13 protein-coding genes and 1 other annotated feature are annotated in these 16175 nt (G+C 40.3%); all 13 genes read left to right on the forward strand.

Going from position 1 to position 16175, the window contains the following annotated elements; genetic code table 11:
• Window positions 1-157 precede the first annotated feature (157 nt).
• The 13 genes from bhn_RS03960 to bhn_RS04015 all read left to right on the forward strand — a co-directional run bounded on the left by bhn_RS03960 (window position 158) and on the right by bhn_RS04015 (window position 16161).
• Window positions 158-1798, forward strand: a complete 1641-nt coding sequence (locus bhn_RS03960) for a tetratricopeptide repeat-containing diguanylate cyclase (RefSeq protein WP_083385697.1) — start codon at window positions 158-160, stop codon at window positions 1796-1798.
• Between the two features lie 41 nt (window positions 1799-1839).
• Window positions 1840-2119: a binding site (T-box leader), on the forward strand.
• A gap of 75 nt (window positions 2120-2194) precedes the next feature.
• Window positions 2195-4867 (forward strand): valine--tRNA ligase, encoded by a 2673-nt coding sequence (locus bhn_RS03965; protein ID WP_071175467.1) that lies wholly within the window; start codon window positions 2195-2197, stop codon window positions 4865-4867.
• Between the two features lie 311 nt (window positions 4868-5178).
• On the forward strand, window positions 5179-6558 hold the full coding sequence (locus bhn_RS03970; RefSeq protein ID WP_161487291.1) for a bifunctional folylpolyglutamate synthase/dihydrofolate synthase: 1380 nt from the start codon (window positions 5179-5181) through the stop codon (window positions 6556-6558).
• A 16-nt stretch (window positions 6559-6574) separates the two neighbouring features.
• Window positions 6575-6739 (forward strand): hypothetical protein, encoded by a 165-nt coding sequence (locus bhn_RS15790; RefSeq protein ID WP_176764346.1) that lies wholly within the window; start codon window positions 6575-6577, stop codon window positions 6737-6739.
• A gap of 2 nt (window positions 6740-6741) precedes the next feature.
• On the forward strand, window positions 6742-8160 hold the full coding sequence (locus tag bhn_RS03975) for a tetratricopeptide repeat protein (protein ID WP_071175468.1): 1419 nt from the start codon (window positions 6742-6744) through the stop codon (window positions 8158-8160).
• 195 nt (window positions 8161-8355) lie between these two features.
• Window positions 8356-9552: an MBOAT family O-acyltransferase gene (locus bhn_RS03980; protein WP_236845961.1), complete on the forward strand. Its 1197-nt coding sequence runs from the start codon at window positions 8356-8358 to the stop codon at window positions 9550-9552.
• 14 nt (window positions 9553-9566) lie between these two features.
• Window positions 9567-10508 carry a GDSL-type esterase/lipase family protein gene (locus bhn_RS03985; RefSeq protein ID WP_071175469.1) on the forward strand — a complete coding sequence of 314 codons (942 nt, stop codon included), beginning with the start codon at window positions 9567-9569 and terminating at the stop codon, window positions 10506-10508.
• A gap of 17 nt (window positions 10509-10525) precedes the next feature.
• The gene (locus tag bhn_RS03990; RefSeq protein WP_071175470.1) at window positions 10526-10771 is read left to right on the forward strand and encodes a hypothetical protein; all 246 of its coding nucleotides are present in this window, start codon (window positions 10526-10528) and stop codon (window positions 10769-10771) included.
• Window positions 10772-10795: 24 nt separating this feature from the next.
• A complete protein-coding gene (locus bhn_RS03995) occupies window positions 10796-11173 on the forward strand; it encodes a RidA family protein (protein WP_071175471.1) in 378 nt (125 codons plus the stop codon).
• Window positions 11174-11185: 12 nt separating this feature from the next.
• Window positions 11186-12235: a tetratricopeptide repeat protein gene (locus bhn_RS04000; RefSeq protein ID WP_071175472.1), complete on the forward strand. Its 1050-nt coding sequence runs from the start codon at window positions 11186-11188 to the stop codon at window positions 12233-12235.
• A 20-nt stretch (window positions 12236-12255) separates the two neighbouring features.
• Window positions 12256-13053: a DUF7402 domain-containing protein gene (locus bhn_RS04005; RefSeq protein WP_071175473.1), complete on the forward strand. Its 798-nt coding sequence runs from the start codon at window positions 12256-12258 to the stop codon at window positions 13051-13053.
• A 6-nt stretch (window positions 13054-13059) separates the two neighbouring features.
• On the forward strand, window positions 13060-14973 hold the full coding sequence (locus bhn_RS04010) for a heparinase II/III domain-containing protein (protein ID WP_083385703.1): 1914 nt from the start codon (window positions 13060-13062) through the stop codon (window positions 14971-14973).
• A 30-nt stretch (window positions 14974-15003) separates the two neighbouring features.
• Complete coding sequence (locus bhn_RS04015; protein ID WP_071175474.1) at window positions 15004-16161, forward strand: glycoside hydrolase family protein; 1158 nt, start codon at window positions 15004-15006, stop codon at window positions 16159-16161.
• Window positions 16162-16175: the final 14 nt, after the last annotated feature.

The following is a 16175-nucleotide window of genomic DNA, read 5'->3' on the forward strand; positions in this document are numbered from 1 at the left end:
ATATCAATGACTGATTTAGTCAATAAATATATGTAAACCAAAGATATTAGTGACGCATGTGTCATATCGACTATTTGATTGCCATAGTGTACGTTATATTGTAAAATAGCTTTAATTCAACTGTTGTCTTTGTTTGGCTTAACCATGGGGCGAGTGCATGAACATTGAAAAGTACGACTATGAAGTTCAGACTTTGAATAATGAATTGCTCACCAATAGAGGGAGTATGTCCAACAGCTATATCAATGCCTGCAACCGTTTCCTTCGCAAGGCTAAGAGTGTTGATGATCCTTCTTTGCTTGGTTATGCCTATTATCATCTTGCAGATGCGTACTATCTTGTCAGTACGGATTATCGTAAATTCAACACCAATTTACTTAAGGCAATTGAATATTTGCAGTATTCTGGGGATAAAGAGTATCTTGCCAGATGCTACAATCTTCTTGGAATAGATTCTTTAAATCATGGAAGTCCTGACCTTGCGCTTGATTACTTCCTGACAGGAATCAAGTTTTGTGACGGCCTTGAGAATAGTGGAGTTCCGGGATTTTTGGAATTTAATATAGGACAGATCTACTATGAGAGCGGCAATATCAAACAGGCTCTTAAATCTATTCAGTCAGCGTACAAGAATATCAGAAGAAACGAAAAGGAAAGTCTCTATTATAGAAACATTCTCTATTGTTATTGCTTTGAAGCTGATTGCTATATGCAGCTTAATAAACCTGACTCTGTTAAGAAGTGCCTTATGGCAATAGACCGCCTTGAGCAAAATCCTAAGGTAAACCAGGAATATATAAGCGGTGATAGTGCTATAACTGCAGCAGATATCAGGGCAAGAGGCTATTATTTTATCGGAGATATGGTGAATTTCCAGAAATATGTCTCCAAGCTTCTTAAGATGATACAAAACAACAAGTATCCCCTTGATAACATGGAAGATATCTTTGGTATGTGCAGATTCCTTATCAGGATAGGCTGGGTAGATGAGGTAGTCCGCATAGTAAAAAATACAGAGAGATCTTTAAATGATTTAAATATCCACAATCTAAAGAAAGAGCATGCAAAATTAAAATGTGAGCTCTATGAGAGCATTGGAAACAAAGCGGAGAGAGTAAAGGCGCTGGAAGAGTTCTACAGATATTCTATTGAGCAGGAAAAAGAGAGACAGGCAAATTATAAGTTCTTTACAGAATTGCGATATAAGCTCAGCAACATGGAGAAGGAGAATATAACCCTTCAGAAGCAGGCTACCACAGATTCTCTTACAGGTCTTGGTAATAGATATGGGCTTAATAAGTATGCAGACTGCGCCTTTGAAAAAGCTTATTCAGAGGGAAAATCTCTCGCTGTTGAGATCATGGATGTGGATAACTTCAAGAATTTTAACGATACTTATGGACATCAGGCAGGAGATGACTGTCTTACTCATATTGCAGGTGTCATAAAAGAGCTTAGTGACAAAAACAAGAGTATTCATGGCTTTAGATATGGTGGTGATGAGTTTGTTATCATCTATGAAGATATGACAGATGATGAAGTAATGAATTATGCCAGGGTCATTAGAGAAAAGGTTATAGAGAAGCATATTGATAATAAGGATTCTGATCTTGGAATAGTGACTGTCTCTCAGGGTATCCGTAATTCCATACCCAGAAAGGCTAATAAGCTTTGGGATTACATGTATGCTGCGGATAATGCTCTTTATGAAGTAAAAAGAAATTCCAAGGGCGAAGTAGTCCTTCTTCATAAGGCTGTTATTTCCCAGAAATCACTTGATGATGCAACTCATATTTGACAATATCTTTTTTTGCTAATATTATATTTACTATTATAAGAATAAAGGTTATGAGAAAGAGGAGTACATATCATAACACTATTTAAAGAGAAAGTGTCTGTTGCCGTTGGCTTCGCTGAGAGGATGCTGGTAGTGATGATATGGAAGGTAGCTTTTGAACCGGACACTCAGAAATGATGGCTTTTATAGCAATTTATCAATAAGTGTCCCCGCGTTATCTGCGTTATCGGATAGAGTATTTAAGTTTATCTTAGATGCTTAATGAGGCAAAGAGTATATCTTTGTGAACTAAGGTGGTACCACGTTAATTACGTCCTTAGCAGCTAATAGCTGCTAGGGACTTTTTTATTTACATTTTAACCAGTCAAAAAACACATTTTTATAAAGGAGCGGATTATGAAGAAAGAACTTGCTAAGACCTATGATCCCAAGGGTATTGAAAGCCGTCTTTACTCAAAATGGGAAGAAAAGAAGTACTTCCACGCAGAAGTAGATGAAACAAAGAAACCTTTTACAATTGTGATCCCACCACCAAACATTACTGGTAAGCTTCACATGGGACATGCCCTTGATAACACAATGCAGGACATTCTTATCAGATATAAGAGAATGCAGGGCTACAATGCACTTTGGCAGCCAGGAACAGACCATGCTTCTATTGCTACTGAGGTCAAGATCATTGACGCTCTTAAGGCAGAAGGCATCGACAAGAGAGATCTTGGACGTGAGAAGTTCCTTGAGAGAGCATGGGAGTGGAAAAAGGAATATGGCGGAACTATCATCCAGCAGCTCAAGAAAATGGGCTCATCCTGTGACTGGGATAGAGAGCGCTTCACAATGGATGAGGGCTGTAACGAAGCTGTTACAGAGGTATTCTGCAAGATGCACGAGAAAGGCTATATCTACAAGGGAAGCCGTATCGTAAACTGGTGTCCTATTTGTAAGACATCTATTTCAGATGCTGAGGTTGAGTACGAGGAGCAGGCTGGACATCTTTGGCACATCAAGTATCCTATCATCAATGAGGATGGATCTGTTTCTAAGACAGAGTTCATCGAGTTTGCTACAACTCGTCCTGAGACAATGCTTGGTGATACTGCAGTTGCAGTTAACCCTGATGATGACAGATACAAGAGCTTCAAGGGTAAGAAGGTTCTTTTACCTATAGTAAACAGAGAACTTCCAATCGTAGAAGATTCTTATGTTGATATGGAATTTGGTACTGGTGTAGTTAAGATCACTCCAGGTCACGACCCTAACGACTTTGAGGTTGGTAAGCGTCATGGTCTCGAGGAGATCAATATCTTAAATGATGATGCTACTATCAATGCTAATGGCGGTAAGTTCGAGGGCATGGATCGCTATGCTGCAAGAGAGGCCATTGTAAAAGAGCTTGATGAGATGGGACTTTTAGTTGAGATTGAAGACTATTCTCACAACGTTGGTACACATGACAGATGTCACACAACTGTTGAGCCTATGATCAAGGCGCAGTGGTTTGTTAAGATGGACGAGCTCATCAAACCAGCAGTTAAGGCTGTTAAGGAAGGCGAGATCAAGCTTATTCCACCTAGAATGGAAAAGACATACTTCAACTGGACAGATAATATCCGTGACTGGTGTATTTCAAGACAGCTCTGGTGGGGACACAGAATTCCTGCTTACTACTGCGACAAGTGCGGAGAAGTTGTTGTTTCCAAGACAGCTCCTACAATTTGTCCTAAGTGCGGAGAAACTCACTTTACACAGGATCCGGATACACTTGATACATGGTTCTCTTCAGCTCTCTGGCCATTTGAGACACTTGGCTGGCCACATGACACCAAGGAACTTAAGTATTTCTTCCCTACAGATGTCCTTGTAACTGGTTATGACATTATCTTCTTCTGGGTAATCAGAATGATCTTCTCAAGTTACGAGAACATGGGAACATACCCATTCCACACAGTTCTTTTCCATGGACTTGTTAGAGATTCTCAGGGACGTAAGATGAGTAAATCTCTTGGAAATGGTATCGATCCTCTTGATATTATTGAGAATTACGGAGCAGATGCTCTTAGACTTACTCTTATTACAGGTAATGCACCAGGAAACGATATGCGTTTCTATAATGAAAGAGTGGAGAATAGTCGTAACTTTGCAAATAAGGTATGGAATGCTTCAAGATTCATTATGATGAACATGGCTGACGATGCTAAGAGTGCTATCCACCAGGATATGCCTGCAGGACTTGAGCCAGTTGATAAGTGGATCCTTTCTAAGCTCAACAACACTATCAAAGATGTTACAGAGAACATGGATAAGTACGAGCTGGGTATCGCAGTTCAGAAGGTTTATGACTTTATCTGGGATGAGTTCTGTGACTGGTACATTGAGATGGTTAAGCCTCGTCTCTACAATTCAGATGACAAGGCATCTCATGAGGCAGCTCTTTGGACACTCCAGACTGTTCTTATCAATGCGCTTAAGCTTCTTCATCCTTATATGCCATTCATCACAGAAGAGATCTTCTGCACTATGCAGGATGAAGAAGAGTCAATCATGATCTCTGACTGGCCTGTTTACAAGGATGAGTGGAACTTCGCTTCTGACGAAAAGGCTATTGAGACTATCAAGGAAGCGGTTCGTGGAATCCGTAACGTTCGTACACAGATGAATGTTGCTCCATCACGTAAGGCTAAAGTATTTGTAGTAAGTGATAAGGAAGACGTTCTTGATATCTTTAGAACTGGTAAGCTCTTCTTCGAATCACTTGCTTATGCATCTGAGTCTGCTTGCCAGAATGACAAGTCAGGAATCGCAGATGACGCTGTATCTGTAGTACTTGCTGATGCTACAGTATATATTCCATTCTCTGATCTTGTAGATCTTAGCGCAGAAATTGAGCGTTTAACAAAAGAGCAGAAGAAACTTGAGGGTGAGCTTAAGAGATCTCAGAACATGCTCAGCAACGAGAAATTCTTATCTAAAGCTCCTGCTGAGAAGATTGCTGAAGAAAAAGAGAAGCAGCAGAAGTATCAGCAGACTTACGATCAGATCACAGAAAGACTTAGCCAGCTTAAAGGCTGAGATAGATTTGATATGTCAAAGAATTTAGGCTGAGATAGATTTTGATTATTTCATAAGCACTTTATGCACGCTTTCGCTTCTTAAAAAACGTAGCAGTACTAATGCCATAAAAAACATGGCATAAGTACTGACGTTTTTTAAGAGCATAAAGATGTCTTATGAAATAACACAAAATCTTTTTTCTGCTACTTAACTTTTTACATTAGAAAATCTGTATATTTTTTTGTGATAAAATAAAACATAACTAGTATTTTAGTATTAAAGTTGTGTTGGGTTGAGGGGCTTAACTACGACGTATAGTAGGGATGGCTATGGAAGATATTGTTAGAGGGAAAGTGGAGGAGTTCATTTCACGCTTTGACAACGGAGAAAGTATCTCGTTGGATGAGTGTGAGTCTTTTCTCAATGAAATTCCCGGATTTACAGATAAACATACAATTGAAGATACCAGAGATTTTCTAGCATTTCTTGGAAATCCTGATGAGAATATGAAGATCATCCATGTGGCTGGTACAAATGGTAAAGGATCAGTATGCTGCTATGTGACTAATATCTTAAATGCAGCAGGATACAGCGTTGGAACCTTTACTTCACCGCATCTTGTCAGTATCACTGAGAGATTTAGCGTGGATGGCAAGAATATTTCCGATAAGATATTTCTGGAAGTATTTATCGAGCTTTTGAACAGGGTGCTTGAATATGATAAGGAAGATTATTTCCCTACATATTTTGAGTTTCTCTTTTTTATGGCTATGATCTTATACGATGTATATCCAGTGGATTACCTCGTTTTAGAGACAGGGCTTGGAGGCAGACTTGATGCTACCAATTCTATCAGCAGTCCTGTACTTAGCATCATCACTGAGATTGGCTTTGATCATATGCAGTATCTTGGTAATACCATTGAGGCTATTGCAGGTGAGAAGGCAGGAATCATCAAAAGAGGCGTTCCAGTAGTCTTTTTTGACAAACAAAAAGAAAGCTCAGAGACGATCAAAAACAAGGCTCTTGAACTGGATACAAGAGCAATAATGGTAGAAGATAAAAACATTGAAAATGTAAGCACTATCAGAGACGAATCAGGAAACAAATACATTGCTTTTTCATATAATTCCCTTTATGATAAATATGTTGACCTGAAATTATCAACAGAGGCTAGATATCAGGCTGAAAATGCGGCTTTAGCCGTGACAGCTGCTGAGCTTTTAAGGGATAGTGGTGCTAAGATCTCTGAACTTGATATCCGCGAGGGACTGCTAAGTGCCAAGTGGGAAGGCAGAATGGAAGAGATCCATCCAGGTATCTACGTTGATGGTGCTCATAATATAGATGGTATGGAGGCTTTCCTTGATACTGTCAAAGAGATTCCATCCGAAGGCAGAAAGCTCCTTTTATTTGGAATAGTTGGTGACAAGCAATACAGGGACATCATATGCAAAATACTCTTAAGTGGTGAATTTGATGCCATCTATGTGGCGGTCTTAGAGACTTCCAGATCAGTTTCAGTTGCTGATCTTAAGACAGCCTTCGAAGACTGCAAGGAGGAACATCATATCTTTGGCGTTCCGATCAAATATTATACCAATGTAAGAGATGCAATTACCGATATAGTAACAATGAGGAAATCAGGAGACATCGTGTTTGGCGCTGGATCACTGTATCTTGCAGGACAGATTAAAGCCATAATGTGATGCAGAGGATTTATCTATGCTTAATTTTGAAGAAGAATTAAAAAAATTCAAACCAAGTCTTGAGATAGAGGATGCTGAGGATATTATTTATAATCAGGATCTTGATGATATGTCTGATGTTTTGGTCAGACTCCTTAAGGACGCAGGACAGGGAACTGACAATCAAAGAAGGACAAAGTAATAATGAAATGTAATCGTTGTGGGACAGAGCTTAATAAGGGGGATATCTGCCCAGGATGTGGAGCAAATGTCAGGACTTATAGGAGACTTGTGAGTCTTTCTAACGTTTATTACAATGACGGTCTTGAAAGAGCCGGAGTTAGGGATTTAACAGGTGCTACAGAAGCTCTCAAGCAGAGCCTTAAGCTCGATAAGAATAATATAGATGCCAGAAACCTTCTGGGCCTTATTTATTATGAGACCGGGGAGGTTGTTGCTGCGCTTTCAGAATGGGTTATCAGCAAGAACTTAAAGGCAGAGGATAATATTGCTGATTATTACATGGATACTGTAAGAAACAGCCCATCCAAGTTAGATGATATCAACCAGACAATCAAGAAGTTTAATATTGCGCTTAATTATTGCCATCAGGACAGTCTTGACCTTGCTGTTATACAGCTCAAGAAAGTGCTGTCTCTTAATTCTGGCTTTATTAAGGCGCATCTTTTGTTGTGCCTTTTATACTTAAAGGGTGGTAACTGGGATAGAGCCAAGATTGAGGCTCAGAAATCACTTAAGCTTGATACAGGCAATGTTCTTGCCAAGAAATATCTTAAGGAAGCAGATAGTATGTTGCTTCCAGGTGAAAGTGGCAAGCTTGTTTCAGACATTGCCGCAGCTGATAGTGATGATGTTATCAGATACAATAGTGGCAATGAGATGATCATTCAGCCAGTCAAGAAGTCTGCCATTACCAGAACAGGCTCTATTTGGGGTATCGTTCTTGGAATAGTTCTTGGTCTTGCTGCTGCATGCTTTTTGATCCTCCCACAGAGAATCGTCAGCATTAACTCCAGCAACCAGCAAAAGATCACACAGATCAGTGAAGAATCAGATGCCAAGTCAGCCAAGATCAATGAGTATGAGCAGCAGATAGCTACTCTTCAGACTCAGATCGACACTCTTCAGACTCAGGTCACTGATTATGAGGGTGTTGACTCAACATCAGCAGCTATGAACAGTCTTATGAAGGCTGTAAGCATATATCTTGCAAATCCTTCAGATGTAGAAGGAATGGCAAAGGCCCTTTCTAAAGTAGACCTTGATGCCATTGGAGATGATGTATCTCCTGAGTTTAAGAGTCTTTATGACAGCTTAATGTCACTGGTAGGACCACAGCTTGCGACATCTTACTATAATACAGGATATGAAGCTTATAAGTTAGATGACTATGCGACTGCTATCGCCAACCTTTCTAAGGCATATCAGTACAACAGTGGTGATGTTAATACACTGTATTATCTGGCTAATTCGTACTATGCAAATGGGGATATTGACAAGGCAAAGGAATCTTATGACCTTGTAGTCAATAACTTCCCTAACACTCAGAGTGCTCAGGCAGCACAGACCAAACTTGCGGAGATCAACAACTCCGGTAATTGATGTAGTTTTTGATTTATATATAGGATTGATAGTGGGGAAATGATAAATTTTTCGGATTTAACTTTTATTTTTAGGTTTTTACCGGTTTTTCTTATAGCTTATTATCTGACTCCCATTACATATAGAACGTGGACACTCTTAATTGGTAGCCTTGCTTTCTATGCAGTAGGGGATATCAGATTATTTCCAGCTCTCTTGGGAGCTGTACTTGTTAACTATTTATTTGGCAGAGCAAATTTTGGTGAGAAGAAAAAGCTTCTTCTTGCCTTTGCTGTGTGTCTTGATGCATTGATGCTGATCGAGTTTAAGCTTATCGGTCAGTTCATCAATAATTCTTTTCTTCCAATAGGAATCAGCTTTTATACTTTCAAGATGATTTCTTATCAGGTGGATATTTACAAAGGCAAAATTGAAAAGGAGCCAAAGTTTGTAGACGTTGCGGCCTATTTCACCATGTTTCCACAGGTGACATCAGGTCCTATTATGCGTTATTCAGATTTTGAGGCATTAGAGCTCAAAGAGAAGTTTGGCGACATTTTAGAGCAGATTGAAGATGGCCTTAAATTCTTTGTTCTTGGATGTGGCTTTAAGGTTCTCCTTGCAGATCACTTTGCTATGCTCTGGAAGGATATCGGAACTATCGGCTATGAGAGTATCTCTACACCTCTTGCCTGGATTGGTGCCGTTACTTATTCACTTCAGCTTTATTACGATTTCTGGGGATATTCACTTATGGCAGCCGGATTAGGCGTTATGCTTGGATTCCCATTTATCACAAACTTTGACCAGCCTTATAGTTCAGGCAGTATTTCTGAGTTTTATCGCAGATGGCATGCTACTTTAGGTTCATGGTTTAAGGATTATATCTATATTCCTCTTGGAGGCAGCAGGAAAGGAACAGGAAGAACATTCCTTAATCTCCTTGTTGTTTGGCTTATTACGGGCTTTTGGCATGGAGTTACACTTAACTTCATTTTGTGGGGACTTATCCTTTTTGTTTTTATCGCTCTTGAGCATTTCGTGATAATGCCAAAGCTTCCCAAAACTCTTGGCAAGATCATAGGTAAGGTAAATGTATTAGTATTTATCCCACTTACATGGGTAATATTTGCAATAGCCAATCCTATGCAACTTCTTGAGTATTTCAAGAGACTGTTCCCATTCTTTGGAGAGGGAATCTCAGTCAACCAGAATGACTTTATCAAGAATCTTGGTATCTATGGCGGTTTCCTTACTGTAGGTATCATACTTCTTTTACCTGGTCTGTATAGATTTTTTGTAAAAAATAGAAAACACCCTGTTATAAATGTGTTTTTATTTATACTGTTCTGGGCATGCATATTTAGCTTGTCCAATGCAGCTGGCAATCCATTCATGTATTTTAAATTTTAGATAGGAAAGAAAAAATGTGGTTTAAAAAGAGCCCGCTTCTCATTGGAGTAGTGGTATTTACAATCTTAATATCGGGCATCTCTTTTGGACTTAAAGATACTGTGTATCAGGAGTACAGCATCAGCATGGGAGCTGACACGCCAATCCTTAGCCTTTTCTTTAAGGGACTTAGTGAGGGCGTATACCCATGGAGTAGCGCTCCTATAGAGGAACCTATTGAATTAGTAGAAGACGATGTTGAAACTGAGGACATTGCAGAGGTTGTAGAGGAACCTGTAGAAGAGCCTGTTACCGATGTTTCTGCTAATGATGTTTCAGGTAATGACGTATCTGGCAATTCAGAGGATGAAACATATGAATTTACAGAAGTAACAGATGACTATTTCTGTGATGCACTATTTATTGGAGATTCCAGAACTGTAGGTCTTTCAGAGTATTGCGAGGAGCTTGATTCTAGGGCAACTTTCTATGCTAAGGTTTCACTTACTATATTTACTGCAATGAACAAGGAATTTGTTAAGACAGAAGATGGCAGAAAGATCACAGTTGATCAGGCACTTTCAGAGCATCAGTTTGCCAAGATCTATATTATGCTGGGACTTAATGAGATTGGTACTGGTAATACAGAGTATTTCTGCAATAAATATAAAGAAGTTCTTGATAGGATCAGGGAACTTCAGCCAGATGCCATCATCTATATCCAGGGCATCATGCATGTAACAGCCCATAAGAGTGATAATGACAAGCATTTTAACAATACAAACATCAATGAGAGAAACGAAGCATTATCTCAGTTTGCTGATAACAAGACAATATTCTATATTGATATGAATGAAGCGGTTGACGATGAAAATGGAAATCTCTTGTCAGAACTGTCCTTTGATGATGTTCATTTAAAGGCTTCTTCTTACGAGAGATGGCACCAGTATTTGCTACAACACGCTATTGTTAAGTAATAAGAGAAGGTGATAAAATGGCTAGAGAAATGACATTTAAGATGGAACGACCGGGACTTTTACATGAAGGTGATCATGTAACTGTGACAGAAGGCGTTCTTCCCAGTAACTATTACTATACTATTGACCCTTCCCTTGCAATGTCAGGAAACTTCCCTTTCCGCGAGCGTATGCTGGAAAGAGAAGGTGTAGTGACCAAGGTTGAAGAAAACGCAAGAGGATTCTATGTAACTGCTTTGTTTGGTGAAAATCAGGCAGAGTAGAACGTATTATAAGGAGGAGACAAAATGGAGTACATTTCAACAGACAAAGCACCAGCAGCAATCGGACCATATTCTCAGGCTATCAAGGCAGGAGATTTCTTATATGCTTCAGGACAGATCCCTATCAATCCTGAATCAGGTGAGATTGATACTACGACTATTGCAGATCAGGCTGACAGAGTTTGCCGTAATATTGGTGAGATCCTTAAGGCTGCAGGAACTGATTATGAGCATGTAGTCAAGACAACTTGTTTCCTTGCTGAGATGAGTGATTTTGCAGCATTCAACGCTGTATATGAGAAGTATTTTACTGGCAAGCCAGCTAGAAGCTGTGTTGCAGTCAAGCAGCTTCCTAGAAACGTTCTTTGCGAAGTGGAGATCATCGCATATTTAGGAAAATAATAGGGGACATTTATGAAGCTTAAAACAGCGATCTGCGCTTTAGCTTTAACAATGATTCTTTCTGGTTGTGGAAGTTTGTCAGGGGGACACAATATCGATTCAGGTTTTGCATACATCGAGAGTCATCAGTATGATAATGCTCTCGAGAGTTTTAGTGTTGCCGAAGAGAAGGGTGAAGACGCCTGCCTTATCCACAGAGGAAGAGGTATAGCTTATCTTTATAAAAATGAATACGAGCTGGCAGTTAATGAGCTGCTGGCTTCTTTGGCTACTGACGAGGGAATAGTTGATGATATGGACTTTGACACCAATTATTACCTGGCAGAAGCCTATTACAAGCTTGGTGAATACAACAAGGCAAAAGAGGTTTATGATGCCATCATTGGTCTTCGCAGCAAGGATAGTAATGCTTACTATCTTAGAGGAACTGCGGAACTTGCAGCCGGTGACCATGACCTTGGGTATGCTGATTTTACCAAAGCAATCTCTTTGAATCCCAAAGATTATTCAATGATGATAATGATATGCAAATCTCTTGATGAGCAGGGCTATGGAGAAGAGGGCAGATCCATTTTGAGTAAAGCCATGGAAAATGGAAGCGACTTCATGTCCAACTATGAGAGAGGACAGATCTATTTTTATCTTGGGGACTATCAGAGTGCGGTCCAGTATCTTGAGACTGCCAGCAATGAAAGAGACCAGGATAAAGAACCTGTTATACTGATGCTTGGACATACTCTTGAGACTATGGGAGACTATTCAACTGCCTGCAGCAAATATTCTAATTATTTAAGGGATAATCCAAGTAGCGCAGTAGTCTACAATAGACTTGGCATGTGCCAGATAAAGCTTGCAGATTATGAGTCGGCGGTGGCTTCTTTTGAGGCAGGCATTGCAATAGATGATAAGGCTATGAATCAGGCTCTTACTCTTAATCAGATCACTGCATATGAATATATGGGCGAGTTTAATCTTGCTTCTTCACTTATGACCACTTATCTTGAGACATATCCTGAAGATGAGACTGCCATAAGAGAAAATATCTTTTTATCTACAAGGTAACAGACTTAGGGGAGAATATTATGAAAATATCTGTATATAACGATTGGGATCATGTGCCAAAGGCTGAGAGCGAAGGTCAGGACAATGTGGTACTTGCCTGGGATGGTGAATACAGAAAGGGCGATATCATCGAGTTTTCCGGCATTGAACCTGACAATTTTTATGTAGTCAAGGTTGACGCTGCCATTGATCCGGCACTTGTGTATATAACAGAGGAGACTGTGCTTTTTACAGTTCCCTTTTATGAGAAAAAGACCAGCTACAATCCTTTAGCTTTCTTTGGTAACAGACATTATGTCAGCATCAGAGCAGCTTTTTCTTTTGAAGTAGAAGGATATCGCAATGTAGCAGCTAATCCATTTGATCAGCACGAGGTATCAGGAGTTTATCCTCATGCCAGTGCCAATGTAGAAACAAGAGGGGAGGCAGTATTTGCAGCTAGAAATGCTATTGATGGCTGTATAGCAACTCTTTCTCATGGAGAATGGCCTTATGAATCCTGGGGCATCAACAGACAGGATGATGCAGAGTTTACCCTTGACTTTGGAAGAGAAGTAGACTTTGACCAGATAGTTCTTTATACAAGAGCTGATTTTCCACACGATAACTGGTGGGTAGAGGCTACATTTACCTTCTCTGATGGAACAACAGAAGTTGTTCAGATGGATAAAAAGGTGGCAGAACCACATGTTTTCCATATTGAGAGAAAGGGTATCACTTGGATCAAACTTGGCAAGCTTATCAAGGCTGATGATCCAAGCCCGTTCCCGGCTCTTACACAGATTGAAGTTTATGGAAGCGAATCCGCCGGGAGGTAATGGATTATGGAACACAGGTCCATAGTAGAGGAATATTTAAAAAAGACAAAGGGTGCAGGTCTTTATGACGTCTATCCTGATATATCAGATAGAGACAGGTGGGATGCACTTTCTGATACTCTTAAGACGAGTCTTATAAATGCTGGAGAAGAGGCTTTAAATGAGCCTTGGACCCAGCTTCTTATTTCTGACTTCAGAGAATTCACCAAAACTGGAAACAGAGTTCAGTTCGAGGATAAGTATTTTCCACGAAGAAGAAAACTAAATAAGCTTGTAATGGCTGAGTGTGTCGAGAATAAAGGAAGATTTCTTGATGCCATTCTGGATGGTCTGTATCTTATTCTTGAAGAGACCACCTGGTGTCTTCCACCTCATACAAGTTATGAGCGTGACGCTTCTCAGGAGACTATGCCGGACCCAACAAGACCTATCATAGATCTTTTTGATGCCGAGTCTGGTGCTGAGATAGCTGTTTGTGAGTATCTCTTAAGACCAGTTTTCCAGAAGATAAGCCCATATATCAGTCTCTATGTCAATGAGAGATTGAAGGAGCGCATCTTTGAGCCATATCTTAACCAGCACTTCTGGTGGATGGGCAATGGCAAGGAGCCAATGTGCAACTGGACTGTATGGTGTACTCAAAACGTACTTTTTTGTGCATTTACAAGACCTGAAGGCTTCTTTTCACAGGAGGTTATGAGAACTTTTCTTGATAAAGCAGCTCTTTCCTGTGACTATTTCCTTGATGAATACGGAGATGATGGTGGATGCGATGAGGGAGCACAGTATTACACTCACGCAGGACTTTGCCTTTATGGATGCCTTGAGGTTATGAGCGGTGTACTTGGAAAAGAGAGTCCTTTTACCGGAGTGTTTGCTGATAAGCTCATCAGAAATGTGGCAAATTACATCGTTAAGATGTATGTAGGAAACGGCTACTATGTCAATTTTGCTGATTGCAGCGCCCTTCCTGGAAAAAGGACTGCAAGGGAATTCCTTTTTGGAAAGGCAACAGGCGATGAAGTACTTTCAAGCTTTGCTGCGGAGGATTTTAAGACCGAGACTGCAGATCAAAAACTTATATCAGATGAGATAAATCTCTTTTACCATGTGTGGCAGGCTTTTGCCTATGATGAAATGGCAACTTATAAGAAAACTGAGGGCCTGGCTGAGGATACTTTCTTTGAAAGCGTGGGACTTTTAGTGGCAAGAGATGATACCTATGTACTTGCAGCCAAAGCTGGAGATAATGCAGACAGTCACAATCATAATGACGTAGGTTCTTTTACCGTGTATAAGGGAGGAAAGCCTTTCCTCATAGATCTGGGAGTTGGAACCTATACCAAGAAGACCTTCTCAGACCGAAGGTATGAGCTGTGGACCATGCAGTCTCAGTTTCACAATCTTCCAACATTTATCGACAGCGATGCTTTTGATGACAAGGTGGCCGGACTTGGAAGAGATTCGGAGTCTGACAGCCATGATGAGCACGTATATATGCAGCATGACGGGGAAAAGTATGCCGCAAGGGTTGTGAAATGTCTTTTATCAAAAAATACAAATAGTGGGATATCTTCACTTTCTATGGACATCGCAGATGCATACGAGAGCTGCAGGATAAAGAGCTACAAGCGAGATATCAGCCTTAATAAGGGCGCGAATATTGTGGTTAAAGATGAGTTTGAAGCTGACGCTGGCTGTATCTTGAGTCTTATGACCTATGAAAAGCCGGTTGTTTCTGGTGACAGATCAGTTATTTCTGTGGAAAACACAGGTAAGATCTCGATTGATGGTGGAAAAGTATTAGAAATTCAGGAATATCCAATAACGGATGAAAGACTTGCGCTTGCCTGGAAGCATGAGGTTTACAGAGTTTTAGTAAAGCCTTATGACAGAAAGCTTAAGCTTACAATAGAATAAGTCAAATTAATGCAAAAAGAGGTATGAGTAATGGGTTTATTAAATGCAGAAGATGAAAAGTGGGTCAAAGAAACCCTTAAAAAGATTGAAGATAAGATGGTTCCTGTAACTGAGAGAAACAGAAACAAGATTCCATATACAACCGATGAGAATGGCAGATTTGACGACAGAGCCGGCAAAAACGACATCTGCTGGTGGACAAATGGATTCTGGGGCGGCGAGATGTGGCAGCTCTATAAGCTTACAGGAAATGAGATGTTTAAAAAAGAGGCTCTCCAGGTAGAAGACAAGATGGATGCAGCTTTCCTTAACTACAACGGAATGGATCATGACGCTGGATTTAGGTGGCTTCCTACAGCTGTTATAAACTATAAGCTTTATGGCGGCGAAGAGTCCAAGAATAGAGGCCTTTTGGCAGCAGCTTCTCTTGCAGGCCGTTTTAACTTAAACGGTAACTTTATAAGAGCCTGGAACGACTGGGGAGATGGCAGAGATACCACAGGCTGGGCAATCATTGACTGCATGATGAATCTGCCTCTTCTATACTGGGCATCTGAGGAGCTTAAGGATCCTAGATTTAAAGAGATTGCCATAGCTCATGCCAATACAGCCATGAAGAACTTTGTAAGGGAAGACGGTTCCGTTAGACATATTGTGGGCTTTGATCCATTTACTGGTAAGTTTGACAGAGAGTACGCAGGACAGGGATATTCAGAAGGCTCATCCTGGACAAGAGGCCAGAGCTGGGGAATCTACGGCTTTACTCTTAGCTATATCTACACAGGTGATGAGAAGTATCTTGAAACTGCACAGAAGATCGCAGATTACATTCTTTCTGCAATGCCAGAGACCTTCCTTGTGCCTATCGATTACAGACAGCCAAAGGAAGATGATCTTGAGGATTCAACAGCTGCAGCCATTACTGCAGGCGGCTTTATAGAGCTTTCAAAGTGTCTTGATAAGCTTGGTGAGACTAACAAGGCAAAAGAGTACCTTGAGGCAGCAGTTAAGCTTCTTAAGGCTCTTGATGGACATAGCTGCGACTATACATTAGATAGAGACAACATCCTTACAAGAGGATCAGTTGATTACCATGGAAATGGCCACCACATTGCTATCATCTACGGTGACTACTACTATATCGAAGCACTTATGAAGCTTACAGATACTGCACTTACAGTATTTTGATGCAATTGGAGGAG

The sequence above is a fragment of the Butyrivibrio hungatei genome (assembly GCF_001858005.1).
GTDB classification, from domain to species: domain Bacteria; phylum Bacillota; class Clostridia; order Lachnospirales; family Lachnospiraceae; genus Butyrivibrio; species Butyrivibrio hungatei.